This window comes from Salipiger sp. (assembly GCF_048261495.1).
GTDB lineage: Bacteria > Pseudomonadota > Alphaproteobacteria > Rhodobacterales > Rhodobacteraceae > Salipiger.
Map to the genome: position 1 here is coordinate 538,201 of NZ_JBLXFX010000001.1, position 25,813 is coordinate 564,013.

Annotated in this window: 25 protein-coding genes and 1 tRNA gene; 9 read left to right on the top strand and 17 right to left on the bottom strand. The window is 66.5% G+C overall.

The features are described from left to right. Positions 1-91: 91 nt before the first annotated feature. Positions 92-1,003 (top strand): LysR substrate-binding domain-containing protein, encoded by a 912-nt coding sequence (locus tag ACN0RJ_RS02455; protein WP_417718527.1) that lies wholly within the window; start codon positions 92-94, stop codon positions 1,001-1,003. A 4-nt stretch (positions 1,004-1,007) separates the two neighbouring features. Here ACN0RJ_RS02455 and ACN0RJ_RS02460 read toward each other — a convergent pair whose 3' ends face one another. From ACN0RJ_RS02460 to ACN0RJ_RS02475, 4 genes are read right to left on the bottom strand one after another with little or no spacing between them, the layout of a single operon-like run. Continuing rightward, positions 1,008-2,216 carry a pyridoxal phosphate-dependent aminotransferase gene (locus ACN0RJ_RS02460; RefSeq protein WP_417718526.1) on the bottom strand — a complete coding sequence of 403 codons (1,209 nt, stop codon included), beginning with the start codon at positions 2,214-2,216 and terminating at the stop codon, positions 1,008-1,010. 41 nt (positions 2,217-2,257) lie between these two features. Next, a complete protein-coding gene (locus ACN0RJ_RS02465) occupies positions 2,258-3,562 on the bottom strand; it encodes a TRAP transporter large permease (protein ID WP_417718525.1) in 1,305 nt (434 codons plus the stop codon). A gap of 58 nt (positions 3,563-3,620) precedes the next feature. Further along, positions 3,621-4,208 (bottom strand): TRAP transporter small permease subunit, encoded by a 588-nt coding sequence (locus tag ACN0RJ_RS02470; RefSeq protein WP_417723312.1) that lies wholly within the window; start codon positions 4,206-4,208, stop codon positions 3,621-3,623. Between the two features lie 55 nt (positions 4,209-4,263). Then, positions 4,264-5,280, bottom strand: coding sequence for a TRAP transporter substrate-binding protein (locus ACN0RJ_RS02475; RefSeq protein WP_417723313.1), 1,017 nt, complete (start codon positions 5,278-5,280; stop codon positions 4,264-4,266). A gap of 306 nt (positions 5,281-5,586) precedes the next feature. Between ACN0RJ_RS02475 and ACN0RJ_RS02480 the strand changes: the two genes are divergently transcribed. From ACN0RJ_RS02480 to ACN0RJ_RS02500, 5 genes are all read left to right on the top strand, one after another. After that, on the top strand, positions 5,587-6,513 hold the full coding sequence (locus ACN0RJ_RS02480) for a DMT family transporter (protein WP_417723314.1): 927 nt from the start codon (positions 5,587-5,589) through the stop codon (positions 6,511-6,513). A gap of 272 nt (positions 6,514-6,785) precedes the next feature. Then, positions 6,786-7,478, top strand: coding sequence for an SDR family NAD(P)-dependent oxidoreductase (locus ACN0RJ_RS02485; RefSeq protein WP_417723315.1), 693 nt, complete (start codon positions 6,786-6,788; stop codon positions 7,476-7,478). Between the two features lie 113 nt (positions 7,479-7,591). Then, the gene (locus ACN0RJ_RS02490) at positions 7,592-8,617 is read left to right on the top strand and encodes a TRAP transporter substrate-binding protein (protein ID WP_417723316.1); all 1,026 of its coding nucleotides are present in this window, start codon (positions 7,592-7,594) and stop codon (positions 8,615-8,617) included. After that, a complete protein-coding gene (locus ACN0RJ_RS02495; RefSeq protein ID WP_417723317.1) occupies positions 8,614-9,225 on the top strand; it encodes a TRAP transporter small permease subunit in 612 nt (203 codons plus the stop codon). The genes ACN0RJ_RS02490 and ACN0RJ_RS02495 overlap by 4 nt, the downstream gene beginning before the upstream one ends. 40 nt (positions 9,226-9,265) lie before the next feature. Continuing rightward, a complete protein-coding gene (locus tag ACN0RJ_RS02500) occupies positions 9,266-10,570 on the top strand; it encodes a TRAP transporter large permease (protein ID WP_417723318.1) in 1,305 nt (434 codons plus the stop codon). Positions 10,571-10,603: 33 nt separating this feature from the next. On the opposite strand, the gene ACN0RJ_RS02505 is transcribed toward ACN0RJ_RS02500, so the two are convergent. The 3 genes from ACN0RJ_RS02505 to ACN0RJ_RS02515 form a co-directional block, all read right to left on the bottom strand. Then, positions 10,604-11,494: a LysR substrate-binding domain-containing protein gene (locus tag ACN0RJ_RS02505; RefSeq protein ID WP_417718517.1), complete on the bottom strand. Its 891-nt coding sequence runs from the start codon at positions 11,492-11,494 to the stop codon at positions 10,604-10,606. 19 nt (positions 11,495-11,513) lie between these two features. After that, positions 11,514-12,281, bottom strand: a complete 768-nt coding sequence (locus ACN0RJ_RS02510) for a LamB/YcsF family protein (protein ID WP_417723319.1) — start codon at positions 12,279-12,281, stop codon at positions 11,514-11,516. 213 nt (positions 12,282-12,494) lie between these two features. Further along, a tRNA-Arg gene (locus tag ACN0RJ_RS02515) sits at positions 12,495-12,571 on the bottom strand. A gap of 275 nt (positions 12,572-12,846) precedes the next feature. On the opposite strand from ACN0RJ_RS02515, the gene ACN0RJ_RS02520 reads away from it, so the two are divergent. Beyond that, positions 12,847-13,869 carry a LacI family DNA-binding transcriptional regulator gene (locus tag ACN0RJ_RS02520; RefSeq protein WP_417723320.1) on the top strand — a complete coding sequence of 341 codons (1,023 nt, stop codon included), beginning with the start codon at positions 12,847-12,849 and terminating at the stop codon, positions 13,867-13,869. Positions 13,870-13,883: 14 nt separating this feature from the next. On the opposite strand, the gene ACN0RJ_RS02525 is transcribed toward ACN0RJ_RS02520, so the two are convergent. Further along, entirely contained in the window at positions 13,884-14,615 is a 732-nt protein-coding gene (locus tag ACN0RJ_RS02525) for a Crp/Fnr family transcriptional regulator (RefSeq protein WP_417723321.1), read from the bottom strand. A gap of 108 nt (positions 14,616-14,723) precedes the next feature. Between ACN0RJ_RS02525 and ACN0RJ_RS02530 the strand changes: the two genes are divergently transcribed. Further along, positions 14,724-15,086, top strand: a complete 363-nt coding sequence (locus ACN0RJ_RS02530) for a hypothetical protein (protein ID WP_417723322.1) — start codon at positions 14,724-14,726, stop codon at positions 15,084-15,086. Between the two features lie 205 nt (positions 15,087-15,291). On the opposite strand, the gene ACN0RJ_RS02535 is transcribed toward ACN0RJ_RS02530, so the two are convergent. The 7 genes from ACN0RJ_RS02535 to ACN0RJ_RS02565 form a co-directional block, all read right to left on the bottom strand. Then, a complete protein-coding gene (locus ACN0RJ_RS02535; RefSeq protein WP_417718512.1) occupies positions 15,292-16,284 on the bottom strand; it encodes an ABC transporter substrate-binding protein in 993 nt (330 codons plus the stop codon). Between the two features lie 27 nt (positions 16,285-16,311). After that, entirely contained in the window at positions 16,312-17,157 is an 846-nt protein-coding gene (locus tag ACN0RJ_RS02540; protein ID WP_417723323.1) for an ABC transporter permease, read from the bottom strand. Then, positions 17,154-18,014 carry an ABC transporter permease gene (locus tag ACN0RJ_RS02545; RefSeq protein ID WP_417718510.1) on the bottom strand — a complete coding sequence of 287 codons (861 nt, stop codon included), beginning with the start codon at positions 18,012-18,014 and terminating at the stop codon, positions 17,154-17,156. Before ACN0RJ_RS02545 ends, ACN0RJ_RS02540 begins: the two co-directional genes overlap by 4 nt. Then, positions 18,011-18,448 (bottom strand): GNAT family N-acetyltransferase, encoded by a 438-nt coding sequence (locus ACN0RJ_RS02550; protein ID WP_417718509.1) that lies wholly within the window; start codon positions 18,446-18,448, stop codon positions 18,011-18,013. Before ACN0RJ_RS02550 ends, ACN0RJ_RS02545 begins: the two co-directional genes overlap by 4 nt. Next, entirely contained in the window at positions 18,441-19,247 is an 807-nt protein-coding gene (locus ACN0RJ_RS02555; protein WP_417723324.1) for an ABC transporter ATP-binding protein, read from the bottom strand. The genes ACN0RJ_RS02550 and ACN0RJ_RS02555 overlap by 8 nt, the downstream gene beginning before the upstream one ends. A gap of 205 nt (positions 19,248-19,452) precedes the next feature. Then, positions 19,453-20,907 (bottom strand): dihydropyrimidinase, encoded by a 1,455-nt coding sequence (gene hydA, locus ACN0RJ_RS02560; RefSeq protein ID WP_417723325.1) that lies wholly within the window; start codon positions 20,905-20,907, stop codon positions 19,453-19,455. A 115-nt stretch (positions 20,908-21,022) separates the two neighbouring features. Beyond that, positions 21,023-22,273, bottom strand: coding sequence for a Zn-dependent hydrolase (locus ACN0RJ_RS02565; protein WP_417723326.1), 1,251 nt, complete (start codon positions 22,271-22,273; stop codon positions 21,023-21,025). A gap of 186 nt (positions 22,274-22,459) precedes the next feature. Between ACN0RJ_RS02565 and ACN0RJ_RS02570 the strand changes: the two genes are divergently transcribed. Then, a complete protein-coding gene (locus ACN0RJ_RS02570; RefSeq protein ID WP_417723327.1) occupies positions 22,460-23,077 on the top strand; it encodes a TetR family transcriptional regulator C-terminal domain-containing protein in 618 nt (205 codons plus the stop codon). 45 nt (positions 23,078-23,122) lie between these two features. On the opposite strand, the gene preA is transcribed toward ACN0RJ_RS02570, so the two are convergent. Beyond that, on the bottom strand, positions 23,123-24,424 hold the full coding sequence (gene preA, locus ACN0RJ_RS02575; protein WP_417718504.1) for an NAD-dependent dihydropyrimidine dehydrogenase subunit PreA: 1,302 nt from the start codon (positions 24,422-24,424) through the stop codon (positions 23,123-23,125). Further along, a complete protein-coding gene (locus ACN0RJ_RS02580) occupies positions 24,417-25,751 on the bottom strand; it encodes an NAD(P)-dependent oxidoreductase (protein ID WP_417723328.1) in 1,335 nt (444 codons plus the stop codon). Before ACN0RJ_RS02580 ends, preA begins: the two co-directional genes overlap by 8 nt. Between the last annotated feature and the right edge of the window lie 62 nt (positions 25,752-25,813).

A 25,813-nucleotide genomic window follows, 5' to 3' on the forward strand; every position in this document is an offset into this window, starting at 1 on the left:
TGCGCGAATTTTTCGGGCGTTCGGGCAGATTTCTGGCGCTGTCGGGCAATTCGGTGCATAGTGCCTTCCAACTTCAGGAGTGGGGCGCATCATGGACACCCGTCGGCTGGAAGCGTTCACGAAGGTCGTGGACCTGGGAAGCGTGACCCGCGCGGCTTCTGTGCTGCATATCGCCCAGCCCGCGCTGAGCCAGCAGATCATTTCCCTCGAAGGGGAATTCCGCGTCCAGCTTCTGAACCGCAGCACCCGCGGCGTGACCCCGACCGAGGCCGGCAAGGTGCTCTATCGCTATGCCAAGACCATCATGCGGCAGGTCGACGAGGCGCGGCGTGGTGTCCTGGAGCAGGGCGGAGAGCTGACCGGCAGCGTCTCGGTCGGTCTGGCCGGGTGGAGTTCGGCATCGTTGCTGGGGCCCCGGCTGATCGCCGAAGTGCACGAGCATCACCCCGGCATCCGCCTGCAGATCTGCGACAGCTTCCTGATCCGCCTGTCCGAGATGGTGCTGAACGGGCAGCTCGACATGGCGGTGCTCTATGGCGACCACGCGGCGCGCGGGCTGAACTACATCGCCGTCGGCGAGGAGAGTTTCCGCATCGCGGCGCCTCCCGGACTGTTGCCCGAGGGGGTGGAGGTGATCGACCACGAGGCGCTGGCCGCGCTGCCGCTGGTCATGCCGATCCGGGAATCCTTTGCCCGGCTGATGGTCGAACGGGCCTGCGAGACGGTCGGCAGGGCCCCAGACATCACGGTCGAGGTGTTTTCCTGTTCCAACCTCATCGCGGCGCTCGAAGCCGGATGCGGGGCGACCGTGGTGCCGGTCGAAGTGGCCGAGAGCCTTGCCGCGCGGACGGAGCTGGAAATCCGCCCGCTGCACAAGGACATGCGGATGCCGATGTCGATGTGCATTCCGGACAGCGAGGGCCTGTCCGATGCCGCCTTCGCGGTCTACCAGATCATGGACCGCCTCGTGCGCGGACGCCCCGCGATGCGGGGCGCCGCCTGACCGCTCAGACGAGCGATTTGCAGAAATCGACGATGCGCTGGCAGGCTTCGCGCAGTTCCTCGGTCTTGGCCGCATAGGAAATGCGGAAATAGGGGCTCATCCCGTAGGCGCTGCCCTGCACGGTGGTGACCTGCGCTTCGGCCAGAAGCGCCAGCACGAAATCGGTGTCGGTCTTGAGCGTCGTACCGGCGGGCGTGGTCTTGCCCAGCAGGGCCGAGATGTTCGGAAAGACGTAGAACGCGCCCTCCGGCACCGCGCAGGTCAGACCGTCGATCTCGGCCAGCATGGACAGCACCATGTCGCGGCGGTCCTTGTAGATCGCTGCACGCTCGGCCAGGTAGTCCTGCGGACCCTCCAGCGCCGCGACAGCGGCGGCCTGCGCGGCGGTGCAGATGCCGCCGGTCGCCTGAAGCTGGATGGCGTTCATCGCGGCGATCGCCTCGCGCGGGCCGCCGGCATATCCGACGCGCCAGCCGGTCATCGCATAGGCCTTGGAGAGCCCGTTGATGGTGATGGTCCGGTCCCGGAGGCGGGGTTCGATCTGGGCAATGGTCAGAAATTCGCCGGAATAGATCAGATGTTCGTAGATATCGTCGGTCAGCACCCAGAGATCGGGATGCCGCAGCACGATATCCGCAATTTCGCGAAGATCCTCGCGCGAGCACATGGCGCCGGTGGGGTTGTTCGGGAAGTTGAGGATCAGCCAGCGGGTGCGCGGGGTGATCGCCGCTTCCAGCGCCCCGGGGTCGAGCCGGAAGCCGAGCCGCTCGGGGCAATCCACCCGCACCGGAACCGCGCCCGCAAGGTGCACGATATCGGCATAGGTGATCCAGCCGGGGGCGGGGACCAGAACTTCGTCCCCCGCGTTGCAGCCGGCCATCAGCGCATCGAAGATCAGCTGCTTGCCGCCGTTGCCGGTCAGGATCTCGTCCAGCGCGTAATCCAGCCCGTTGTCGCGCTTGAACTTGGCCTGAATGGCCTTGAGCAGAGCGGGTTTGCCGGTCTGGGGGGGATATTTCGTGTCGCCTCCCAGCATCGCGGCATGGGCTGCCTCGACCACGTGGGGGGCGGTGGGAAAGTCCGGCTCGCCCGAGGAGAGCGAGATGACTTTGAGCCCCTGCGCCTTGAGTTCGGTCGCCTTGTCGGTCATCGCGGCGGACGCGGATATCGTGACGTCGCGCAGCCGATCCGCGCGGCGGAAGTGGAAGGTCATGGTCTTTTCCTCGCGGTTGAGAGGGTCTTGGGGGTGATGGATCAGTCGTAGAGAAGGGAGGGCAGCCACAGCACCAGGTCGGGGAAGACGGCCAGCAGCAGCACGAACACGATCATGATGACGAGATAGGGCAGGGTGACGCGGGTCAGCTCGGTCAGGGGCTTTCCGGTCAGGGACTGGATGATGAACAGGTTGAACCCGAGCGGCGGCGTGATCTGGGCCATCTCGACCACGATCACCAGGAAGATGCCGAACCACACCGGATCGAAGCCCGCGGCGACCACCAGCGGCAGGACCACCGGCAGGGTCGTCACGATGATTGAGAAGCCTTCGAGAAAACAGCCGAGGATCAGGTAGACCACCAGCAGCACGAGGATCAGCGTGAAGGAGGACAGCTCCATCGCGTTCACCACTTCCGCGAGGTAGGTCGGCACCCCGAGGAAGGAGTTGATGTTGCCGAGGATCGTCGCGCCCAGGATGATGAGTCCCATCATCGCCGAAGTCTGGACCGCGCTCATCAGGATCTCGTAGATCGCCGCCCGGTCGAGCCCGCCGCGCTTCCATGCCACCAGCAGCGCGCCGACGACACCGATGGCGGCGGCTTCGGACGGGGTGGCAAGGCCGGCATACATCGACCCCAGCACACAGAGGATCAGAAACACCACCGGGGCCAAATCGGCCAGCGCGGCGATGCGGTCGCGCAGCGGCTGGTTGTCGAGCGCGCGTTCGCTTTCCGGCACGGACTCGGGCTTGAGCGTGCAGTGGATCATGATCCAGCTCATGAAGATCAGCGCCAGCAGGATGCCGGGGATCAGCCCGCCCGCGAAGAGCCGCAGGATCGACTGGTTGGCGAGCACGCCGTAGATGATCATCACGGTCGACGGCGGAATGAGAAAGCCCAGCGTTCCCGCCCCGGCAAGGCTGCCCATGGCGATCGAGGGCGAATAGCCCCGGCGCAGCAGTTCGGTAAGGGACATCTTGCCCACCACCTGCGCCGTCGCGGCGGAGGAACCTGAAATGGCCGCGAAGATCGAGCAGGCCAGCACGTTCATGTGCAGCAGCCGCCCCGGCAGCAGGCCGGCCCAGGGGGCAAGGCCGGAGAACAGTGCCTGGGACAGGCGGGTGCGGAACAGGATCTCGCCCATCAGGATGTAGAGCGGCAGCGCGATCAGCTCCGAGGTGGTGAAGACGTTGTAGGCGTATTGCGGGATCAGCCGGTCCACCGGGATGGCGCTGAACAGCATGGCGCTGACGCTGCCCGCGATGATGAGCGCAAGCCCGACCCACTGGCCCGCCGCGAGCAGGCCGAAGATCAGAAGGACGAGGGTAAGACTGATGGCTAGCACGGCATCTCTCCGGCAAGAAGGGTGTCGGGGGACGACGAAGGAAGGGGGCGGGCGCGGCTCATTCGGTGATCTCGCCACCGGCGCGCAGCGCCTCGTTGACCAGGTCGAACCGCATCACGGCACAGAGCAGCCGCACGGCGAATTGCAGCGCGAGCAGGCCGGTGCCGATGCAGAAGACCGACATGGGAATCCACAGCGGGGTCTGGCTGGAGATCGAGGTGGTGCCCATCAGCACGGCGCGCTGGGCACCCTGTCCGAAGGCGTAGGTCAGGTAGACCGTAAAGGCCAGCGCGGCGGCGGAGGACAGGATCTCGAGCACGCGGACCACCGAGGGGCCGCAGTTCTGGATCACCACGCCGAGCCGGATGTGGCGATCGGCGCGCAGCGTCACCGCGCTGCCCAGCAGAAAGGTCGCCCCCATCAGGTAGGAGCCGTATTCCCAGGCGACGGGAATGTCTCCGCGCACCGCCGAGGTGAATTTCGACAGGAAGGCCACTCCGACCTGTGCCAGCATCAGCAGCGTGATGACCACGAGGCAGCCCATGGCGACCTGGCCGCCGGCAAGGGCGAGCGCATCGGCGATGCGCAGAAAACGACCGAGGACCGGCCCGGGATGGCGTTTGAGGGAGCTGGGGAGGTTCGTCATGACGGGCGGTCCTCGGTCAGCGCCGCGGGAGGGAGACCCGCGGCGCGGTTTCGTGTCAGGCCGAGCGGCCGACGGCGGCGAGGAAGTCCTCGATGATCGGACCGGCCTCGGGGACCTCTTTCGCGTAGGCGGCGATCATCGGCTTGGTGCGTTCCTGCATCTCGGCCAGCATGTCATCGGGGATCTCGACCATCTTCATGCCGTTCTCGACCAGCGTCGCGTTGGCGGCGTCGCCCTTGGCCTTGGAGGCTTCCCAGAACTTCGGCGTCCATTCCTCGGATGCGGCGGCCAGGGCCTCCTGCGCCTCGGGGGACAGGCCGTTCCACGCTTCGAGGCCGATCGACAGGAAGTTGGTCGCCCAGATGTGGTTGGTCGGGTAGATGTAGCCCATGAACTCCCAGAACTTGCCGTCCACGGCCGAGGTCGAGGAGGTGCCGACACCGTCGACGCGGCCGGTGGCCAGCGCCGGGATCAGCTCGCCCCAGGGGATCTGGACGCCGGTGAAGCCGAGATAGTCGAAGGTTTCCTTGCCGGTCATGTCGGCGGCGCGCACCTTGGTGCCGGCCAGCGCGTCGAGCGAGGTCGCCTCTTCCTTCATGAAGATCGAGTTCTGCGGCGAGGGCATCGTCGTCAGGAACTTCTGGTTGAACTTCGTGGCGACCTTGTCGAACTCGGGGCGCAGGAAGGAATGCAGTGTCTTCAGCTCTTCCGGCGATTTCACGAGGAACGGCAGGTTTTCCAGCTTCAGGATCGGCGCGTTGCCCGCGGCCTGCGCACCCAGGAGGTCGGCCATGGGGACGAGCCCGTTGCCCACGGCCTGCAGATGCTCCGGCCCCTTGAAGCCGAGCGCGCCGCCCGAGTGGATCACGATCTCGACCTCGCCGCCGGTGCGCTCGGCCACGTCGGCGGCGAACTTGCGGATTTCGATGGTCTGCCAGTTGTCTTCCGGCAGGACTTCGGACAGGTCGAGACGGGTGGCGGCGCGGGCCATGCGGGGCAGGCCGAAGCTTCCGAGGGTTGCCAGCGCGGCCCCTCCGAGAAGAACGGAACGACGGTTTGCAGTCGGATTCATGTGGTAGCTCCTTGCTGGGTAAACGTGGATCGCGGGGATCTTGTCGTCCCTTGCCGCGTGGCGTCCCGGGGTGGGTCCGGCCGCCATTGATCGACCTTAAGCCGATCGCGCGCGCCCTTCCCAAGAGCGGTTCATGATGGAGCAAACACCAATTCTTCTGGGTTGCGGGCGGGTCATGCAAAAGTCCTGTTGCCCGCCAGACACCGGGGTTATGGCGTCAGAAGCGATCCCGATGCGGTCGCCCGGTGCTGCGGGGGTAGGTAGCACGGGGGGAGGCAACACCGGGACAACGAACGGAGATCCTGCATGGACGCGAAACGCGGCATCCTTCTGAAAGTGCTGGCGACGCTGGCGGTGACCATCATGTTCGCCTGCGTGCGCAGTCTCGACGGCCGCATCCCGACGGGCGAGGTCGTGTTCTTCCGCTCGGTCTTTGCGCTTGTTCCGGTGGTGCTCTGGTACGGGCTCAAGGGACGGCTGGCGGCGATGGTCCACACGGAATCCGTCTGGCGCCACTTCGGGCGCGGCCTGACCGGCACCGGCGGGATGTTCTTCAACTACCTCGCGCTGGCCTACCTGCCGCTCGCCCAGCTCACCGCCTTCAGCTACGCGGTCCCGATCTTTACCGTGATCTTCGCCGCGCTCCTGCTGGGCGAGGTCGTGCGCATCTATCGCTGGAGCGCGGTGGCGGTCGGGCTCTGCGGGGTGCTGGTGATGCTGCTGCCGGCCCTGATGGACAGCATCCGCGGCGCGGACGGCTCGGATGCGCTGCTGATCGGCGCGGCATCCGCCCTGTTCGCGGCGGCCTGCTCGGCGCTGTCGGTGATCCAGATCCGCCGCATGACCGCGACCGAGGACCCGGCCGCCATCGTCTTCTGGTTCACCGTGCTGACCACCGCGCTCGGACTGGCGAGCCTCGTGTTCGGCTGGACCATGCCCGATCTGCGGCAACTGGCGCTGCTGATCGGTTGCGGTCTTTTCGGCGGACTGGCGCAGGTGCTGATGGTGATGGCCCTGCGCGCGGCCCATGCGTCGCTGCTGGCGCCCTTCGACTACGTGGGGATGCTCTGGGCGGTGGTGGTGGGCTATTTCGCCTTTGCCGCCGTTCCCGATATCTACACCCTTGCCGGGGCGATCATCGTCGGCGGCGCCGGGCTGTTCACCATCTGGCGGGAAAGCCGCCTGCGGGCGCTGGTGCGCCGCGAACAGGAGGCGCTGGTGCGCAACCCCTGACCCGGCCCGCGCGGTCCGCCGCGCGAGGGGCAGAAGCAAAAGCATTCGCTCCATTGAGATATGTTATTGTGAGCGGTTTCCGTTTCGATCTTACGCTCGGTCATGAACGCGGATCACCCGTCCGGTCCGCGTGACGCGGCAGCGTATGATCATGCCGCACATTCCGGAAGTCTGGAGTCGGCGCGTCGCGACACCCTCGCGGCGCATCGGAGGAGGCATGCCTGCCGTCCTGCGATGCCGTGCCGCTCTGCCGCAAAGAGAAAGGAAGTCCGATGCTCGACGTAGCAGATCGCGTCATCATGGTTTCGGGGGCCAGCCGGGGGATCGGCCGCGCCGTCACCGCCCACCTGCTCGAACAGGGCTACCGCCTGTCCTGCGGGATGCGCGATCCCTCCGGGTTCGGGGACACCGACCGCGCCATGGCCCATGTCTACGATGCCGAGGACCCCGAGGGCGCAAGGACCTGGGCCGCCGCCACCGCCGCACGGTTCGGTCGTATCGACGGCATCGTCGCGGCGGCCGGGCTCAATCCCAAGGTGCTGGTCTTCGACGAGGGCGAGGACGATCTCGACCGGATGTGGCGGGTCAACGTGAAGGGCCCGCTGCGGCTGGTCCGCGCCGCGCGCCCCTGGCTTGCCGAAAGCGGGGCCGGCCGGGTCGTCCTGCTCGGCTCGCTCGCGGGCAAGAGAGTGGGTTCCAACGTCGGCTACGCCATGACGAAATTCGCCGTGACCGCGCTCAACCACGGCATTCGCCGGGAAGGGCGCGCCGAGGGCATCCGTTCCACGGTGATCTGCCCCGGTTACGTCGCCACCGACATGACCCTGGGCGAGGACGAGATCCCGCGCAGCGAGATGTCGCGCCCCGAGGATCTTGCCGCGATCATCGGCACCGCCCTGCGGCTGCCCGACACCGCGAGCGTGTCCGAGATGCTCGTGCATTGCCAGTTCGAGCCGATGCTCTAGGCATCGGCCCCGAAACGGACTGCCACGAAGAAGGGCAGCATTCCCACGACGATTCATCCGATAATGAGCCCGTACCGGCGCGTGCGATCGGCGGGCAGAAGACAGGAGATACCATGAAGACGACGTTCAACCTTCTCCGGGGGCTTGCCGCTTCCGGACTCACCGCCGCCGGGCTGGCCCTTGCCCTGACGCCGGGGCTGCCCGCACCCGCCGCCGCGGAGTCGATGACACTGAACCTGGCCGACGTTCTGCCGGATTCCAACTTCATGGTGACGGCGGAGAAGCAGTTCGCGGACCGCGTTGCCGAGATCACCGAAGGCCGCGTCACCATCACGGTCCTTGCGGGCGGGGCGCTCGGCTTCAAGGGGCCGGAGCTGCTGACCGCGGTGCGTGACGGGCTGGTGCCGATGGCCAACATGCCGGGCGTGCAGCAGAACGGCGAGGACCGGATCTTCGACACCGAGGGCCTGCCCTTCCTCGTCAACAACCAGGAAGAGCTGGCGACCCTGCACACCTATCTGCGCCCGGCCTTCGACAAGGTGGCGGAATCCTACAACCAGAAATTCCTCTACCTGGTGCCGACGCCGGCGCAGTTCCTCTACACCAATGTCGAGACGGACAATCTCGACGGGCTTGCCAACCTCAAGGCCCGCGCGGGCGACAAGAGCGGCGTGGACGTGCTGAATGCGCTCGGCCTTGCGGGGATCTTCATGCCTTGGGGCGAAGTCATCCCGGCGCTCGCCTCCAAGCGGGTCGATGCGGTCCTGACCTCGGCCACCTCGGCGGTGGACGGCCGGTTCTGGGAATTCCTCGACTACATCTACCTCGTCAACGGCACCGGCCTCAGCCATATCGTGACCATCAACCTCGACACCTGGAACCGGATTTCCGCCGAGGACCAGGCCGCCATCGAGGCGCTGGCGACCGAGCTTCAGCCCGAGTTCTGGGCGCTGTCGGCCGCGCAGGGTACGGATGCGCTGAAGGTGCTGGAAGAGAACGGCATGTCGGTGGTCGAGTATCCCGCCGAAATGCGCACGGAAATCCTGGACCGCACGCGCCCGCTGCTGGACGAGAAGCTGGCCGGGATGCCGGATTCCCAGCCGATCGTCGCCGAGTACCTCAAGGCCGTCGGCCGATGACGCCCGTCTCCCGCCACGACCAGTTTCCCCGCGTCGTCGGCGGGGGGCTGCGGCCCGCGGCACGCGCCGCGGCCGCCTTCGACCGGGGGGTGACGACCCTCTCCGAGCTGTCGCTCTGGGCCGGGGTGGCCTGCCTCGTGCTGCTGCTGGCCATCGTGCTGCTGCAGGTCTTTGCCGGGCTTTCCGCCGCCGCGTTGCCGCAGCTGTCGCGCACCATGTCCGCCTCGTGGGAACATGCAGGTTTCCTGATGGGGGCCGCCTTTGTCCTTGCGATGCCCGCGACGCTGCGCGCGGGCGGCCATATCCGCGTCACCCTGCTGCGCGATCACCTTTCCGAAGCCTCGGCGCGGATCGCCGACATGGTGGCCAGCCTCGTCGTGACCGGGATGCTCGGGTTTCTGGCGCTGGCCATGACGACCCGCGCATTGGCCTCCTTCGACCGGGGCAGCGTGTCGACGGCCAGTCTGACGCCGCTCTGGCTGCCCGAGGCCGCCTTTGCCTTCGCCTTCGCGCTGTTCGCCCTGCAGGCTCTGGCGCGGCTGTTGTCCCTGCTCGCCGGGCTCGAAGCCGAAGCGCCGCGCGATCTGGTCGGGGAGGTCATGGAATGATCCGCCGCCTCCCGTCCGCACCACCTTCCGGAGTCCCCGAATGACCGAATCCGCCCTTTTGATGAGCGCCGCGCTGGTGATCTGCCTCGGACTCGGCATCTGGGTCGGGCTGGCGCTGCTGCTCTCTGCCTCCCTGGTGCTGTTCTTCTACAGCTCCGTGCCGCTCGGGGCGCTGCTCAGCCAGTACAGCCTCAACATCCTCACGACGCCGGATCTCGTGGCGCTGCCGCTGTTCATCATCATGGGAGAGTTCCTGGTCCGCACGCGGCTGTCCCAGATGCTGTTTTCCGGCCTTGCCCCCTGGGCCGACCTGTTGCCGGGGCGTCTGCTTCATGTGAACGTGATCGCCTGCACCATCTTCGCCTCGATCTCCGGCTCCTCCGCCGCCACCACGCAGGTCGTCGGCCGCATGTCCCTGACCGAGTTGCTGAGACGCGGCTACCGGCGCGACATCGCGCTGGGGTCGCTCGCCGGGGCGGGGACGCTGGGGTTCCTCATTCCGCCGTCCACGATCATGATCATCTACGGCGTGCTGGCGCAGGAATCCGTTCTGCGGCTGTTTGCGGCGGGGGTTCTACCGGGGCTGATGATCGCCACGCTCTACGGCGGCTACATCATGGTGCGTGCGGTGCTCGACCCCTCCATCGCCCCGAGCGACGACGAAGCCTATTCCGGGATGCGCCTCGTCGACCGCTTCCGGGCCTCGCGCCAGCTTGCCCCGGTCTTTGCGCTGATCTTCTTCACCCTCGGGTCGATGTATTTCGGCATCGCAACGCCGAGCGAGGCCGCCGCCATCGGCGTGATCGGCGCGGCGGGCATCGCCTGGCTCGACGGTTCGCTCACCCGCGAGGTGCTGCGCGCCGTGGCGACCGGATCGGCCCGCACCTGCGCGATGATCGGGCTCATCATGGTTGGGGCGACCGTGCTCAGCATCACCAGCACGATCCTCGGCTATCCGGCAAGGATCAACGGCTGGGTGGCGACGCTGGACCTGTCTCCGGTGGCGCTGATCGCGGTGATGCTGGCGGTCTACCTGCTGCTCGGCTGCTTCATGGACGGGTTTTCGATGATCGTGACGACGCTGCCGATCTTCCTGCCCCTGGCGGTGAGCGCGGGGTTCGATCCGCTGTGGTTCGGCATCTTCATCATCATCGCCGTGGAGATGTCGCAGATCACGCCGCCGGTGGGGTTCAACCTCTTCGTCATCAACGGGCTGACCGGGGACCGCATCGGCCACATCGCCCGCGTGACCCTGCCCTTCCTGCTGCTGATGGTGATCGCCGTGTTCCTGCTGGTGCAGTTCCCCGGCATCGCCACCTGGCTGCCGACCAGGCTGATCGGCTGAGACGACATCCGGCACCGCGCGACGCCGCAGGGCTCACGCGGTGCCGATCAGGTCCAGCAGGATGCGGCGGACGGCGGTGGCGGCATCTGTCAGACCCTCGCCCTCCGGCGTGCAGAGCACCATCGGCAGGGTCATCTCCTGCGCCATCGGCACGATGCGCAGATCCGCCCGCGCGGCCATGGTTTCGGCGATGACGGCGGGCAGCACCGCGCCGCCGATCCCGCGCGACAGCAGCGCCCCCAGCACTTCGAGAGTGTAGACCTCGGCGACCACGTCCGGGGTCTCGCCGTATTCGGCACAGGTGCGGTCGACCATCCGGCGCTGAAAGGAGGTGTCGGGCGGAAGGATCAGCGGCAGGGAGGCGAGGAAGCGCCCGTCCGCCGGCGTGTCGTCATCCGGCGCGAGGCCGGGGGGCAGGGCCAGAACGAAGGTCTCGGTCCCGCAATCGAGGTAGTCGAGCCCGCGCGCCGTCACGCCGCCATAGATATACGCCATGTCGAGGCGCCCGCGCAGGACCATCTCGCTGAACGGCAGGGGAAAGGTGTCGCAGACCTGCAGCAGGATGCCGGGATGGGCGTCGTGGACCGCCTCGACCAGGTCGGGCGCGAGCATGGAGGCCTTGCTCCACGCCGTCAGGCCGACCGAGACATGCCCCTTGAGCATGTGGTCGGCTTCGCGGACGTTGACCAGCGCCTCGTCCATCTGGCGCAGGATGCGCTGGGCGTGGCGATAGAGCGCCTGACCCGCCGAGGTCGGGGTGACGCCGCGCGGGCTGCGGTCGAGGAGGCGGGTCTTGAACTCGTGTTCGAGCGCGAGGATCTGCTGGCTCAGACCGGGCTGGGCGACGTTCAGAAGCGCGGCCGCGCGCGTCACGCTGCCGACATCGACCACCTTCACGAAGGCGGCGAGGCGCTTCGTATCCATACCCCTGTCCTCTTCGTGCTCAGTCGGCCAGCTCCGTCGAGGGTGCAATTTCGACCCCGAGGCGGTCAAGGGTCTGCCGGACGGTCTGCGCCAGGCCGACCGATCCCGGCGTGTCGCTGTGAACCAGCACACCCTTGGCGCGCATCGCGAGGCTTGAACCGTCCTCGCAGATCACCGAGCCGTCCCGGGCAAAGCGTTCGACCCGTTTCGCGACCTCCGCGTGATCGGTGACGACCGCGCCGGGCAGTCCGCGCGGCACCAGCGACCCGTCTGCCCGGTAGGCGCGATCGGCGAGGAACAGCGTCATCACGCGCAGCCCGGCCTTGCGCGCCGAGCGTTCGACGGCGGTATCCGGCTGGGAGTAGAGGATAAGATCCCGGTCCACCTGCGCGATCACGGCAGCCATGGCGTTCGCCAGATCCTCGTCCGCCACGGCGGCGTTGCCGTAGGCGGCGTGGTAACTCACATGCGTGACCTTGTGACCGACCGAGGTCGCGATGCCCTGCATGGCGCCAAGCTGGTAGGCCAGCATGCTGCACATCTCGGCCGGGTCGACCGGCATGGCCCTGCGCCCGAAGCCGAGCAGGTCGCGGAAGCCGGGATGGGCACCGATGGCGACGCCCGCCGCCTTTGCATCGAGCGCGCAACGGCGCATGATCTCGTGATCCCCGGCGTGGTACCCGCAGGCGATATTGGCCGAAGAGACGACCTTCATCATCTCGGCATCGTCGCTGACGGTCCATCGGCCGAAGCCCTCGCCCATGTCCGAGTTGATGTCGAGTTTCATCGGGAAGGACTCCTTGCACAGATCGGAACCGGCGCGTTCCCGACGGTGGGTCCGGGCAGCGGCGCATGTTGCGTCCATCCTAATTTTGCCGGGGCGGAATTGCCTCAGCGGGGATGCTTCTCGCGATAGACGGAATGTTTATGGAGCCGGGCAGGGCGCACCGATCACGCGCGGGGCCTGCCCTGAGTGCGGGATCGGGAGGGTGCGGGGAAGTGGTGACCCTGGCAGGATTCGAACCTGCAACCTGTCCCTTAGGAGGGGACTGCTCTATCCAGTTGAGCCACAGGGCCTTGTTCGTACCGTCTTGCGGTCCGGGCCGGGGCGCGTGCAGGGGTTGCCCGTTCCCGGTCCGGCATTCCCATACCGTGCCGATCCGCTCTTGTCATCCCGTAACCCGCACGCGGCGGCACGTCGACGGGCCCGTTTTCCCGCCCGCCGGCCGCGCGGTTCCGACGCCGGGCGGTGTGACGGCAGAAGATGTATCCGAAGGAAACGATTTGAACGCCTTGTGCGCCGCTCAAGTTCAGATAACATCGCTCGGACGACAGCTTGGAGGAGGCCGCCCATGGCTGACGATGATCCCCGCCCCTTGACCCTGCGCGATGTGTCCGAAGCCTCGGGCGTGTCCGAAATGACCGTCAGCAGGGTGCTGCGAAACCGCGGGGACGTGTCGGAAACGACCAGGGCGCGGGTTCTCGAAGCGGCCAAGACGCTCGGCTACGTGCCCAACAAGATCGCCGGCGCGCTGGCGAGCCAGCGGGTCAACCTTGTCGCGGTCATCATTCCGTCGATGCGCAACATGGTGTTTCCCGAGGTCATGGCAGGCATTTCCGCGGTTCTCGAGGATACCGACCTTCAGCCGGTGGTGGGCGTGACCGACTACACCCCCGAAAAGGAAGAGCGCGTCCTCTACGAGATGCTGTCCTGGCGGCCCTCCGGGGTCATCATCGCAGGGATCGAGCATTCCGAGGCGTCCAAGGCCATGCTGAAATCCAGCGGCATTCCGGTGGTCGAGATCATGGATACCGACGGCACGCCGATCGACACCGCCGTCGGCATTTCCCATCGCCGGGCGGGGCGCGAGATGGCCAAGGCGATCCTGCGCGCGGGCTATCAGAAGATCGGCTTCCTGGGCACCAAGATGCCGCTCGACTACCGGGCGCGCAAACGGTTCGAGGGGTTCACCGAGGCGCTTGCCAAGGGCGGTGTCGAGGTTCTCGAACAGGAATTCTATTCCGGCGGGTCCGCGCTCGCCAAGGGGCGCGAGATGACCCAGACCATTCTGGAGCGCGAGCCGGAGCTGGATTTCCTCTATTACTCCAATGACATGATCGGCGCGGGCGGCTTGCTTCACCTGCTCGACCAGGGCCGCAAGATCCCGTCCGAGATCGGCCTTGCCGGGTTCAACGGGGTCGAACTGCTCCAGGGTCTTCCGCGCAAGCTGGCGACGATGGATGCCTGCCGGACCGAGATCGGCACGAAGGCGGCCGAGATCATCGCAGCGCGGGTCGACAACCCCGATGCGAGCTTCGAAAAGATCATCGAACTGACGCCGAAGATCGCCTACGGCGACACCCTGCGGCACTGATCCCGGCGGCGCCCTCAGAGAAGGGGGCGCTGCTCGATCGGTTCCAGGTCCAACAGCGCCACCTCGGCCAGCGCCTCCACGTCGTCGATGCAGAGCACACCGTCCGACCAGGACAGGAGCGATTTCAGCCGCATCCGGGCAAGCACCTTGTTGGTGTGCACCAGCGACAACCCCAGCGAATCCGCAAGATCCTGCTGCCGGAAGGGAAAGGGCACCTTGCCCTTCTTGCCGAGACCCGAGGCCAGGATGCGCTGGTACACCCGGTAGAGCGCCCATGCGATTCGCTGCGTCGCGTCGCGCTGTCCGAGCGTGGCGATCGTCTCGCCCAGGAAATGCTCTTCGGCGGCGGAAATCCATGTCACGTCGTAGGCCAGCGTCGGTTGCGTGCGGAACAGCCGCCAGAGGTCGTCCCGCCGGAAGATGCAGAGCGACATCTTGGTCGTCGCCTCGACGGAGTGGCGCATCTCGCCCAGAACCCCGGCCTGCAACCCGACGAAATCGCCCGGAAAGATGAAGTTCAGAACCTGCCGCCGCCCGTTTTCAAGGGTCTTGTAACGCACGCCCATTCCCGAGAGCACGGTGTAGAGCTGGGGAGAATTGGATTCCTCGATCAGCAGGGTGGTGCCGGGATCGACGCTGATCTCGCCGGCCTTGAACCCCTCCATGAAGCCGAGTTCCTCTTCGGAGAAATCCCGGAACAGTTCGAGGTCGCGCAGAGGGCAGTTCCGGCAGTCGGTCGCGTGCATTCGTTAACTCTTTCCCTGAAGCTATGTCGCAGTTTAATGCAGAAAATTCCGCGCTGTACCATATAGAGAGGAATTCGTTCACAAAGGCATGCAATGATTGCACACAACATGGCCGAGCAGGCGCCGGCTTTCCTGCTCTTCGGCAAGGACCCTTTTGCCGTCGACGATCTTTCGAGGACCATCGCAGAGCAACATCCGACCTCCCGGATCGTGGCTTCCTTCTCGATCGAGGAGGCCCTTTCCCTGATCGAAACGATGCCGGAAATTTCGATGGCCTTCATCCACCTGGCACCGGAACAGGTCGCCGTTTCGCCGCTCGGACAGGCGCTGGCCAGTCGCGGTGCGCGAATCGTTCTGATGGGGGATGATGCCGAGGAACGCGGACAGGCGGCGGGGTTCGACGTTCTCGTGCGGCCGTTCAACACGGCCGACGTGATCTTTCTGATGCGGGAAAGACGCATCGGCGGCTAGGCGCGTCCGGATCGTCGAACGGTCATCGTCGCGTCATGGCGCTGTCATACGCGCCGCCTAGGTATCGCCCCGCATATTGATTGCAAGCTGGTGCCTCGGGAGCCTGTCGCTCCACCCCCCGGATGAGGCTTGGTTGAAGTCATTTCATCATCGGAAAAGGGGTGGCCGTCATGGCCACCCCTTCTTTCCTGGCCGCAGTCGCGGCTCACTTCAGCGCTTCGTCCGTGATCGCATGGGTCCAGGCCGCTTCGCCCGGGTCCTTGGTGATGACCGGATCGGCGCCGGCGCTCAGCAGCACTTCGACGGTGCGCTGGAAATCCGCCGGGTCGAGCGTGCCGTCCGAGCCTGCGGTCAGCTTGGCGATCTCGCCCACCATGCGCTTCTGGTGCTTCTCGGTCTGGGCGCCGGTCTCGTCATTCTCCAGCACGATCTCCGCGGCTTCGTCGGGGTTCTCCTCGGCGTATTTCCAGCCCTTCATCGAGGCGCGCACGAAGCGGACCAGCTTTTCCACCATCGCCGGATCGGCAAGGTTCTCCTCGGTGGTGTAGAGGCCGTCCTCCAGCGTCGCGATGCCTTCGTCCTGGTACTTGAAGACAACGAGATCCTCGGGCGCGAGGCCCGCGTCGATGACCTGCCAGTACTCGTTGTAGGTCATGGTGGTGGCGCATTCGACCTGCTTCTGCAGCAGCGGATCGACGTTGAAGTTGATCTTCTGGATCGTCACGCCGCCTTCGGAGCCGTCGGTCGCATAGCCGAGCTTCGACATCCAGGAATAGAGCGGCAGTTCGTTGCCGAAGAACCAGGTGCCGAGCGTGTGGCCGGGAAAGTCGGCGGGGGTCTCGATGCCGTGCTCCTTGAGGCAGGTGAGCATCAGGCCGGAGGATTTGAACGGCTGCGCGATGTTCACGATGGGCGCGCCGTTTTCGCGCGCGGCGAGGGCCGAGGGAAGCCAGTCGACCATGACATCCGCGCCGCCGCCCAGCAGCACCTGCACGGGGGCGATGTCGGGGCCGCCCGGCTTGATCGTCACGTCGAGGTCTTCCTCGTCGTAGAAGCCCTTGTCCTTGGCCACGTAGTAGCCCGCGAACTGGCCCTGCGTGACCCACTTCAGCTGCAGCGTCAGCTCGTCGGCGGCCTGCGCCATGCCCGCCCCGAGGGTCATCGCCGCCGCGACGGTCAGTGTGGTGAATGTTTTCATTGTTACCTCCTTGTTGGTCGTCCGGTTTTATCCGTGGCCCCGTTGCGAAGGATGCCAGAACGTCACGGCCCGCTCGATCAGAGCGATACCGCCATAGAATGCCGACCCCGCGATCGCCGCAACGACGATTTCGGCCCAGACCAGATCCAGCGCAAGAAGCCCCACGCTGGTCGAGATGCGGAACCCCATGCCCCGGATCGGAGAGCCGAAAAATTCGGCAACGATGGCGCCGATGAGCGCGAGGGTCGAGGCGATCTTGAGCCCGTTGAAGACAAAGGGCATGGCGGCGGGCAGGCGCAGTTTCAGAAGGGTCGTCCAGTAGCCCGCCGCGTAGGTCCGCATGAGATCGCGCTGCATCGCGCTGGTGTCGCGCAGCCCCTCGACGGCGTTGACCAGCATCGGGAAGAACACCATCACCACGACCACCGCCGCCTTGGACTGCCAGTCGAAGCCGAACCACATCACGAGGATCGGCGCGATGCCGATGATCGGCAGGGCGGCGACGAAATTGCCCACCGGCAGCAGGCCGCGGCGCAGGAAATCGAAGCGGTCCACGATCACCGCGACGACAAGCGCCGCCGCGCATCCGATGAGGTAGCCGGTCAGTGCGCCCTTGATGACGGTCTGCACGAAATCCTCGCGGAGCAGATGCGCGCTGTGGCCGAATTCCTCGGCGATGGCGCTCGGGGCGGGCAGCAGCACGGGCGAGATGCCGAAGCCCCGCACCGCCGCTTCCCACATGACGATCAGGGTGGCGCCGAAGATCACCGGCACCGCAAGCGACACGGCGCGGCTGCGCGGCCGCCGGGCCAGCCGGATGTTCAGCGCCCATCCCGCGATCCAGGCGGCGATGCCGAGCAGGATCCACATCATCCCATCCCCATCCGTTTCAGCGTGATGCGCTGGATCAGCCCGATCAGCGCCACCATCCCCGCCGCGATTCCCGCAGCCATGAACAGCGCCGACCAGATCTGGATGGTCTGGCCGTAGTAGCTGCCCGCGAGCAACCTCGCGCCCAGCCCCGCCACCGCGCCGGTCGGCAGCTCTCCCACGATGGCCCCGACGAGGCTGGCCGCCATGGCGATTTTCATCGAAGTGAACAGGTAGGGCATGGAGGACGGCAGCCGCAGCTTGAGGAACTCCTGCGCCTTGCCGGCGCTCCAGGTCCGCATCTGGTCGAGCTGCATCGCGTCGGGGGACCGCAGCCCCTTGACCATGCCGACGACCACCGGAAAGAACGACAGGTACATCGAGATCATCGCCTTGGGCAGCAGGCCCGAAATCCCCATCGCGTTCAGCACGACGATGATCATCGGCGCGACGGCGAGGATCGGGATGGTCTGCGAGGCGATGACCCAGGGCATGACGCTCATGTCCATGACCCGGACGTACACGATGCCGACCGCCAGCAGGAACCCAAGCGCCGTCCCCAGCGCAAAGCCCAGCAGCGTGGCGGACAGCGTCACCCAGGCATGGTAGACGAGGCTGCGCTTCGAGGTGACGTTCTTTTCCACGGTGGTCTGCCAGAGTTCGGCCACCACCTGGTGCGGCGCCGGAAGCTTGGGTTTCTCCTGTGCCCAGGTGTCGGCCACCAGTTCGGAAAAGGTCAGCGTGCGATCCTGCCGGGCCGCGACGTCCCGCGCCCATTGCGCGTTGAGCGCGACGGCGCCCGCATACCAGATCAGGACGATCGCCGCGACGACGCAGAGAACCGGCCAGACCGCCCTCATGCCCGCCACTCCATGCGCAGCTCCGGCACGGTGTCCGGCGGTTCCGGCGTGATTTCGCCGCCGACCTGAACAAAGCCCTCGCGGCGGTAGAAGGCCTGCGCCCGCAGGTTGGGGACATGGGTCTGCAGCCAGAGGTGGGTCCGCCCCGCCTTCACCGCATCCATCAGTGCCTTGCCGAGCCCTTCGCCCTGGCGCAGGCAGTACAGCCCCCCGATCCGCCCGGATTCCGGATCGAAGGAGAGATACCCGGCAACCGGCGCGCCGATCACCCAGATTTCCCGGTAGGGCAGGGCGTCGCGGATGAAGCCCTCGATCACCTCGGGCGCATGATCCCGCGGGAACCACTCCGTCGCATCGACCCAGGCGTTCACCACTGCGGCCATCGCGGGCACGTCCTCGGCGGTGGCGCGGCGCGGCATCGGCGCATCAGTCATAGGCGTGCCCCGCCCGCAGGCCTTCGCGCACGCGGTGCGCGATGGCGAGGAATTCCGGCGTGTCGCGGATGTCGAGCGGTCGCTCGCGGGGCAGGGTGCTTTCGATCACGTCGGTGATCCGGCCCGGGCGTGGCGACATGACGACGATCTTGGTCGAGAGGTAAACCGCCTCGGGGATCGAATGGGTGACGAAACAGATGGTCTTCTGCGTCCGCGCCCAGAGCGCCAGAAGCTGTTCGTTCAGGTGATCGCGCACGATCTCGTCCAGCGCGCCGAACGGTTCGTCCATCAGCAGCAGATCCGCGTCGAAGGCCAGCGCCCGCGCGATGGAGGCGCGCTGCTGCATGCCGCCGGAGAGCTGCCAGGGGAATTTCTTCTCGAATCCCGAAAGTTCGACCAGTTCGAGCACCCGCTTCACCCGCGCCGCCTGATCGGCCTTCGCATATCCCATGATCTCGAGCGGCAGGCGGATGTTGCCGCCGATGGTGCGCCACGGATACAGACCCGCCGCCTGAAAGACATAGCCGTAGGCACGCGCCTTGCGCGCCTGTTCCGGGCTCGTCCCGTTGACGAGAATGGTGCCCGAGGTCGGCTGTTCGAGGTCCGCCATCACCCTCAGGAAGGTGGTCTTTCCGCAACCGGACGGCCCGATGAAGGAGACGAAATCGCCCTTCTCCACCGTCAGGGTCACCCCCTTCAGCGCATGGACCGGCCCGTCATTGGTCTGAAAGGTCAGGTCGAGATCCCGCGCCGACACGACACGCGACCCGGCTGCCGTCGCCGATGGCTCAACGCTCATGGCAACGCCTCCGGGAAACCGTCGCGCCCGGTGCGCGCCCGGTTTCAGCCGGACGGAGGAGACGGCCTATCCGATCCACCTCCCCGCGGGCCCCCCGCATCCGCCCGTCAACGCGGGATAGACCGCAGCGCGCCCCGGACCCCGCGCGCCGATGCGCGTCCTTCACCTCCCCGTACGGGAGCATCTCGTTGCTTGCCGGATGCATTCACACCCCGCTCGCCGGGATGCCCGACCGCTGGACCGGCCGGGGCGCGGTCAGCTCCTTCCACGAGGACAGCGCCTTGTTCACCGCGCCCGACGGCTCACGCTTGACGAAGTTGCCGTGACCTTCCTCACCCTCGAAGGCACCATCCACCACGGCGACCCTGCCGCGGGTCAGCACGTAGCGCGGCAGGCCCTTCACCTCCTTGCCCTCGAAGACGTTGTAATCGATGGCGGATTGCTGGCTGGCGGCGCTGATCGTCTTGGTCTTCTCCGGATCGAGCACCATGATGTCGGCATCCGCCCCGACCAGGATCGCCCCCTTCTCGGGATAGCAGTTGAGGATCTTGGCGATATTGGTCGAGGTCACGGCGACGAACTCGTTCGGCGTCAGCCGCCCGGTGCCCACGCCATAGGTCCAGAGCATGGGGATCCGGTCCTCCAGCCCGCCGGTGCCATTGGGGATCTTGGTGAAATCCCCCACGCCGTAGCGCTTTTGTTCAGTGGTAAAGGCGCAGTGATCGGTCGCCACGCAGCTCAGCGACCCCGAGGCCAGCCCGTTCCAGAGGCTGTCCTGGTGCATCTTGTTGCGGAACGGAGGCGACATGACCCGCCGCGCGGCATGATCCCAGTCCTTGTCGAAATACTCGCTCTCGTCGAGAGTCAGGTGCTGGATCAATGGCTCGCCCCAGACCCGCTTGCCCTGCATCCGGGCGCGGCGGATGGCCTCGTGGCTGTCCTCGCAGCTGACATGCACCACATAAAGCGGCACCCCCGCCATGTCCGCGATCATGATGGCGCGGTTGGTCGCCTCGCCCTCGACCTGGGGCGGGCGGGAATAGGCATGCCCCTCCGGGCCGTTGTTGCCCGCTGCCAGCAGCTTGGCCGAAAGCTCCGCCACCACGTCGCCGTTCTCTGCGTGCACCAGAGGGATCGCCCCCAGCTCGGCGCAACGCTGAAAGCTCGAATAGAGCTCGTCATCGTTCACCATCAGCGCGCCCTTGTAGGCCATGAAGTGCTTGAAGGTGGTGATGCCGCGCTCCTTCACCACGGTCTCCATCTCGTTGAAGACCTGCTCCGACCACCAGGTGATCGCCATGTGGAAGGAATAGTCGCAATGCGCCCGCGTGGACTTGTTGTCCCACATCTGCAGCGCGTCGAGCAGCCCCTGGCCGGGCGAGGGCAGGGCGAAATCGACCACCATCGTCGTCCCTCCGGCAAGCGCCGCCCGCGTGCCGCTTTCGAAATCGTCGCTGGAATAGGTTCCCATAAAGGGCATTTCCAGGTGCGTATGCGGGTCGATCCCGCCCGGCATCACGTAACAGCCGGTGGCGTCGAGCACCTCGTCGCCGGTCAGGTCGGGACCGATCGCGACGATCTTTCCTCCCTCCACCAGCACGTCGGCCTTGTAGCTCAGATCCGCCGTCACGACGGTCCCGTTCCTGATGACTTTGCTCATGCTCTGGCTCCCTCTGACGGACAAGGTCCGCATCTTCTTCTGGCTGAAAATATCCCGGGGGTGCGGGGGCCGGCCCCCGCTCCGGCCGCTGCCGCCAAACCGGCGGCGCGGCATGTCACGCCACGATCTCCGCCGTCTCGAGCACCGCCCGGAACAGCACCTCCGCCCCCGCCGTCGCCCATTCCTTGGAAATCTCCTCGGCCTCGTTGTGCGAGATGCCCTTCACGCAGGGGCACATCACCATGGTCGCGGGCGCCACCTTGGCCGCCCAGCAGGCATCGTGACCCGCGCCGGAGATGATGTTCAGGTGCGAATAACCCAGCTCCTCGGCAGCTTTGCGCACGTTGCCGACCAGTTCGGGATCGAAGGTCACCGGGTCGAAATGGCCCACCGCCTCGACCGCGCAGCCGACACCGATCTCGGCGCAGATCGCGGCCGCACGCGTTTCGATCTCGGCCCGCATGCCGTCCAGCTTGTCCTGGTCGGGCGAGCGGATGTCGACGGTAAAGACCACCGTCCCCGGCAGCACGTTGCGCGAATTGGGCGCGAATTTCATCTGGCCGACGCCGCCCACGGCGCCGGGTTGCGCGGCCATCGCCACCTCCTGCACCATCTCGAGGATGCGCGCCATCGCCAGCCCGGCGTTGACCCGCATCTCCATCGGGGTGGAGCCGGTATGCGCCTCGCGTCCGGTCAGGGTGAATTCCAGCCACCAGAGCCCCTGGCAATGGGTGACGACACCGATGTCCTTGCCCTCGGCCTCGAGGATCGGGCCCTGTTCGATGTGCAGCTCGTAGTAGGCGTGCATCCTGCGTGCGCCGACCTCTTCCTCGCCCTTCCAGCCGATGCGCTCCAGCTCCTCGCCGAAGGTCTTGCCCTCGGGGTCGGTGCGGGAATAGGCGTAATCCTCCGTCAGCTCTCCGGCAAAGACGCCGGAAGCCAGCATGGCCGGCGCAAACCGCGCGCCTTCCTCGTTGGTCCAGTTCACCACGCAGATCGGGTGCCTGGTCCTGATCCCGAGATCGTTCATCGACCGCACCGCCTCAAGCGCGCCGAGCACCCCCAGCACGCCGTCGTATTTCCCGCCGGTCGGCTGCGTGTCGAGATGCGAGCCCACGTAGACCGGCAGCGCGTCGGGATCGGTGCCCTCGCGCATCATGAACATGCTGCCCATCCGGTCGACCCCCATGGTCAGACCCGCCGCATCGCACCAGGATTTGAACAGCTCGCGGCCCTTCGCATCGTCATCGGTCAGGGTCTGGCGATTGTTGCCGCCCGCGATGCCGGGCCCGATCTTTGCCATCTCCATCAGGCTGTCCCACAACCGTTCACCATCGATCCGGAGGTTTTCGCCCGGTGCTGTCATCTCGTGACCCCTGTTCTGCCGTCAAATCGCGCGGCTGCCACCCGCTCGCCGGCGTTTTTTACCATTTGGTAAAGGCACGATTGCAACCGGCCCGGATCGAGTCAAGAATTGACTGCCGGGAAACGCCACCGGATCATGCAGGACGCGGGCAGGAATGCCCGGAAAAACGGCACGACAGGGAGAGGTATGGACGGAAGCCCCGGCAAGAAGCCGAGCCGCATCCAGAAGCGGAACCGGAAAAAGATCATGGACGCGGCGCTCGACGTGTTTTCGCAGCACGGCTATCGCGGCGCGACGCTGGACCAGATCGCCGAAGCCGCGGGCATGTCCAAACCCAACCTCATCTACTATTTCGACGGCAAGGAAGCGATCCACGTCGCGCTGCTGAACGGCCTGATGGAAGAATGGATGGCCCCGATCATCGAGATGGACCCGCAGGGCGACCCGATGGCCGAACTCCTGGGCTACGTGCGCCGCAAGATGGAGATGAGCCATCTCTATCCGCGCGAAAGCCGGCTGTTCGCGCTCGAGATCATCCAGGGCGCGCCGCGCATGGGGCCGCATCTCGAAAGCAGCTTGAAGCCGGTCTTCGATGAGAAATGTGCGCTGATCCGGGGTTGGATGGAACAGGGACTGATCGCCGAGATGGACCCCGGTCACCTGATCTTTTCCATCTGGGCGATGACCCAGCACTACGCGGATTTCGACGCCCAGGTGCAGGTGCTCATGCCGGACGCGGCGCTGGCCCGCGCCTCGGCCAACACCCACGTGGTCGAGATGTTCCGCAGGTTGCTGACCCCCTAGGCGCCGTACTTTGCCCCGGCGGACATGCCGCCGGGGGCCTGCGCATCACTCCGCAGGCTGCGCCATCGGGTTGTTGGGGTGCGTCGTCCAGTTCGCATAGTCCGCCGGCACGGTCCGGCCGGTGCGCGGGTCCACCGCGCCGGGGGCCATCGGCTCCATCGTGATGCAGCCGTCGATCGGGCAGACGTTGACGCAGAGGTTGCAGGCCACGCATTCGTCGTCCTTGACCGTGAACACCCGGTCCTCCGACATGGCGATGGCCTGATGCGAGGTGTCCTCGCAGGCGGCATAGCACCGCCCGCAGCTGATGCAGGCGTCCTGGTCGATCTTTGCCTTGGCGATGTAGTTCAGGTTCAGGTGCTGCCAGTCGCTGACGTTCGGCACCGCGCGGCCCACCAGATCGTCGATCCCCATGCTCTTGTCGTCGAGATATTGCGACAGGCCCGAGATCATCTCCTGAACGACCTTGAACCCGTAGGTCATCGCGGCGGTACAGACCTGCACGTTGCCCGCGCCGAGCGCCATGAACTCGGCAGCGTCGCGCCAGGTGGTGACACCCCCGATGCCGGAAATCGGCAGGCCCCGCATCTCGGGCGACCGCGCGATCTCGGCCACCATGTTGAGCGCGATGGGCTTGACCGCAGGACCGCAGAGGCCGCCATGCGCACCCTTGCCGTCGATGGTCGGTTCCGGCGCGAAATCGTCGAGGTTCACGGCGGTGATGGAGTTGATCGTGTTGATCAGGCTCACCGCATCGGCACCGCCCGCATGGGCCGCCATGGCGGGTTTGCGGATATCGGTGATGTTGGGCGTCAGCTTGACGATGCAGGGCATGCGGGTGTTCTGCTTGACCCAGCGCGTGACCATCTCGATGTATTCGGGCACCTGCCCGACGGCCGAGCCCATGCCCCGCTCCGACATCCCGTGCGGGCAGCCGAAGTTCAGCTCGACCCCGTCGGCGCCGGTTTCCTCGACCAGCGGCAGGATGGCCTTCCAGGCCTCCTCGGTGCAGGGCACCATCAGCGAAACCACGAGGGCGCGATCCGGGTAATCGCGCTTGACCGCCTTGATCTCGCGCAGGTTCACTTCCAGCGGACGGTCGGTGATGAGCTCGATGTTGTTGAGCGCCAGCAGCCGCCGGTCCGCGCCCCAGATCGCGCCGTAGCGCGGGCCGTTGACGTTGACGACGGGGGGGCCGGCCTCTCCCAGGGTCTTCCAGACCACGCCGCCCCATCCCGCCTCGTAGGCGCGGCGGACGTTGTACTCCTTGTCCGTCGGCGGGGCCGACGCCAGCCAGAACGGGTTGGGGGATTTGATGCCCACGAAATTCGACGACAGGTCAGCCATTCGCTTGCTCCATCAGGCTTGCGTGGATGTCTTCGGCGGCGTCGCGACCTTCGGCCACCGCCGTTACGGTCAGGTCGTCGCCACCAGAGGCGCAGTCTCCTCCGGCCCAGACGCCGGGAACGGAGGTCCGCCCCGCGCCGGTCACCGCGATCTTGCGTCCCGCCAGCTCGGGCAGGCCCTCGGCCACCAGCGTCTGCCCGATGGCGCGGAACACCTGGTCGGCGGGCAGGCGGAAGGTGTCGCCGGTGGGGGTCAGATCGTCCGTGGTGAAGGCGAATTCCACCTCGCGCACCGCGCCGTTGCCGTGAACGGCGACCGGCGAGGCGTTGCAGATGATCCGCACGCCCTTCGCCGCCGCCAGTTCCTGTTCATAGACCGACGCCGCCATCCGGGCCTGCGACCGCCGGTAGACGATGGTGACGTTCATCGCGCCGAGCAGCCGGGATTGCACAGCGGCATCGACCGCCGTCATGCCGCCGCCGATCACCACCACGTCGCGTCCCACCGGAAGCGTGCCGAGGTCGGTCGACTGGCGCAGATCGGAGATGAAGTCGACCGCGTCGAGAACGCCGCCCCGATCCTCGCCCTCGGTCCCGAGCGCATTCACCGCGCCCAGCCCGACGCCGAGGAACACCGCGTCGTGGCTTGCCGTCAGATCCTCCAGCGTCATGTCGCGCCCGAGCGCCTGGCCGGTCCTGAGGGTGATGCCGCCGATCTGCATGAGCCACGCCGCCTCGCGGGCCGCGAAGTCGTCGGTGCTCTTGTAGGCGGCGATGCCGTATTCGTTGAGCCCGCCCGCCTTGGGCCGCGCGTCGAAGAGCACGACGTCATGACCCTTCATCGCCAGTCGGTGCGCACAGGACAGACCCGCCGGGCCGGCGCCGACCACCGCCACGGTCTTGCCGGTGGGCGCGGCGCGCTCGAAGGGATGCGCGTTCCGGCTCATCACCGTGTCGGTTGCAAAGCGCTGGAGGCGCCCGATCTCGACCGGCTTGCCCTCGGCCACTTCGCGCACGCAGACCTCTTCGCAGAGGGTTTCGGTCGGGCAGACGCGGGCGCACATGCCGCCGAGGATGTTCTGCGACAGGATCGTCCTTGCCGCCGCTTCCGGGGTGCCGGTGGCGATCTGCCGGATGAACAGGGGAATGTCGATCGAGGTCGGGCAGGCCGTCATGCAGGGCGCGTCATGGCAGAAATAGCAGCGATCGGCCGCCACCTGCGCCTCGTGACCGTCGAGCGGGGGATGAAGGTCCGTGAACCCCGCCTCGATCTGTGCCGCTTCCAGCCGCCCCGGACGGATACCGGGTGCCAAGGTCTTTGCGTCCATCGGTCGCCTCCCGCTGCCTGTTGTCGGGGAAAAGGCTTCCACAGGTCGGAAATTTTATCAAT

Bases quoted from the DNA above. Each gene is read 5' to 3' on its own strand.
- ACN0RJ_RS02580 (WP_417723328.1), bottom strand. From the start codon at position 25,751: ATGGACGCAAAGACCTTGGCACCCGGTATCCGTCCGGGGCGGCTGGAA.
- ACN0RJ_RS02505 (WP_417718517.1), bottom strand. From the start codon at position 11,494: ATGGATACGAAGCGCCTCGCCGCCTTCGTGAAGGTGGTCGATGTCGGC.
- ACN0RJ_RS02570 (WP_417723327.1), top strand. From the start codon at position 22,460: ATGGACGGAAGCCCCGGCAAGAAGCCGAGCCGCATCCAGAAGCGGAAC.
- ACN0RJ_RS02480 (WP_417723314.1), top strand. From the start codon at position 5,587: ATGGACGCGAAACGCGGCATCCTTCTGAAAGTGCTGGCGACGCTGGCG.
- ACN0RJ_RS02550 (WP_417718509.1), bottom strand. From the start codon at position 18,448: ATGACTGATGCGCCGATGCCGCGCCGCGCCACCGCCGAGGACGTGCCC.
- ACN0RJ_RS02535 (WP_417718512.1), bottom strand. From the start codon at position 16,284: ATGAAAACATTCACCACACTGACCGTCGCGGCGGCGATGACCCTCGGG.
- ACN0RJ_RS02545 (WP_417718510.1), bottom strand. From the start codon at position 18,014: ATGAGGGCGGTCTGGCCGGTTCTCTGCGTCGTCGCGGCGATCGTCCTG.
- ACN0RJ_RS02520 (WP_417723320.1), top strand. From the start codon at position 12,847: ATGGCTGACGATGATCCCCGCCCCTTGACCCTGCGCGATGTGTCCGAA.
- ACN0RJ_RS02525 (WP_417723321.1), bottom strand. From the start codon at position 14,615: ATGCACGCGACCGACTGCCGGAACTGCCCTCTGCGCGACCTCGAACTG.
- ACN0RJ_RS02500 (WP_417723318.1), top strand. From the start codon at position 9,266: ATGACCGAATCCGCCCTTTTGATGAGCGCCGCGCTGGTGATCTGCCTC.
- ACN0RJ_RS02475 (WP_417723313.1), bottom strand. From the start codon at position 5,280: ATGAATCCGACTGCAAACCGTCGTTCCGTTCTTCTCGGAGGGGCCGCG.
- ACN0RJ_RS02565 (WP_417723326.1), bottom strand. From the start codon at position 22,273: ATGACAGCACCGGGCGAAAACCTCCGGATCGATGGTGAACGGTTGTGG.
- ACN0RJ_RS02495 (WP_417723317.1), top strand. From the start codon at position 8,614: ATGACGCCCGTCTCCCGCCACGACCAGTTTCCCCGCGTCGTCGGCGGG.
- ACN0RJ_RS02510 (WP_417723319.1), bottom strand. From the start codon at position 12,281: ATGAAACTCGACATCAACTCGGACATGGGCGAGGGCTTCGGCCGATGG.
- ACN0RJ_RS02530 (WP_417723322.1), top strand. From the start codon at position 14,724: ATGGCCGAGCAGGCGCCGGCTTTCCTGCTCTTCGGCAAGGACCCTTTT.
- ACN0RJ_RS02455 (WP_417718527.1), top strand. From the start codon at position 92: ATGGACACCCGTCGGCTGGAAGCGTTCACGAAGGTCGTGGACCTGGGA.
- ACN0RJ_RS02485 (WP_417723315.1), top strand. From the start codon at position 6,786: ATGCTCGACGTAGCAGATCGCGTCATCATGGTTTCGGGGGCCAGCCGG.
- ACN0RJ_RS02490 (WP_417723316.1), top strand. From the start codon at position 7,592: ATGAAGACGACGTTCAACCTTCTCCGGGGGCTTGCCGCTTCCGGACTC.
- ACN0RJ_RS02555 (WP_417723324.1), bottom strand. From the start codon at position 19,247: ATGAGCGTTGAGCCATCGGCGACGGCAGCCGGGTCGCGTGTCGTGTCG.
- preA (WP_417718504.1), bottom strand. From the start codon at position 24,424: ATGGCTGACCTGTCGTCGAATTTCGTGGGCATCAAATCCCCCAACCCG.
- hydA (WP_417723325.1), bottom strand. From the start codon at position 20,907: ATGAGCAAAGTCATCAGGAACGGGACCGTCGTGACGGCGGATCTGAGC.
- ACN0RJ_RS02540 (WP_417723323.1), bottom strand. From the start codon at position 17,157: ATGATGTGGATCCTGCTCGGCATCGCCGCCTGGATCGCGGGATGGGCG.
- ACN0RJ_RS02460 (WP_417718526.1), bottom strand. From the start codon at position 2,216: ATGACCTTCCACTTCCGCCGCGCGGATCGGCTGCGCGACGTCACGATA.
- ACN0RJ_RS02470 (WP_417723312.1), bottom strand. From the start codon at position 4,208: ATGACGAACCTCCCCAGCTCCCTCAAACGCCATCCCGGGCCGGTCCTC.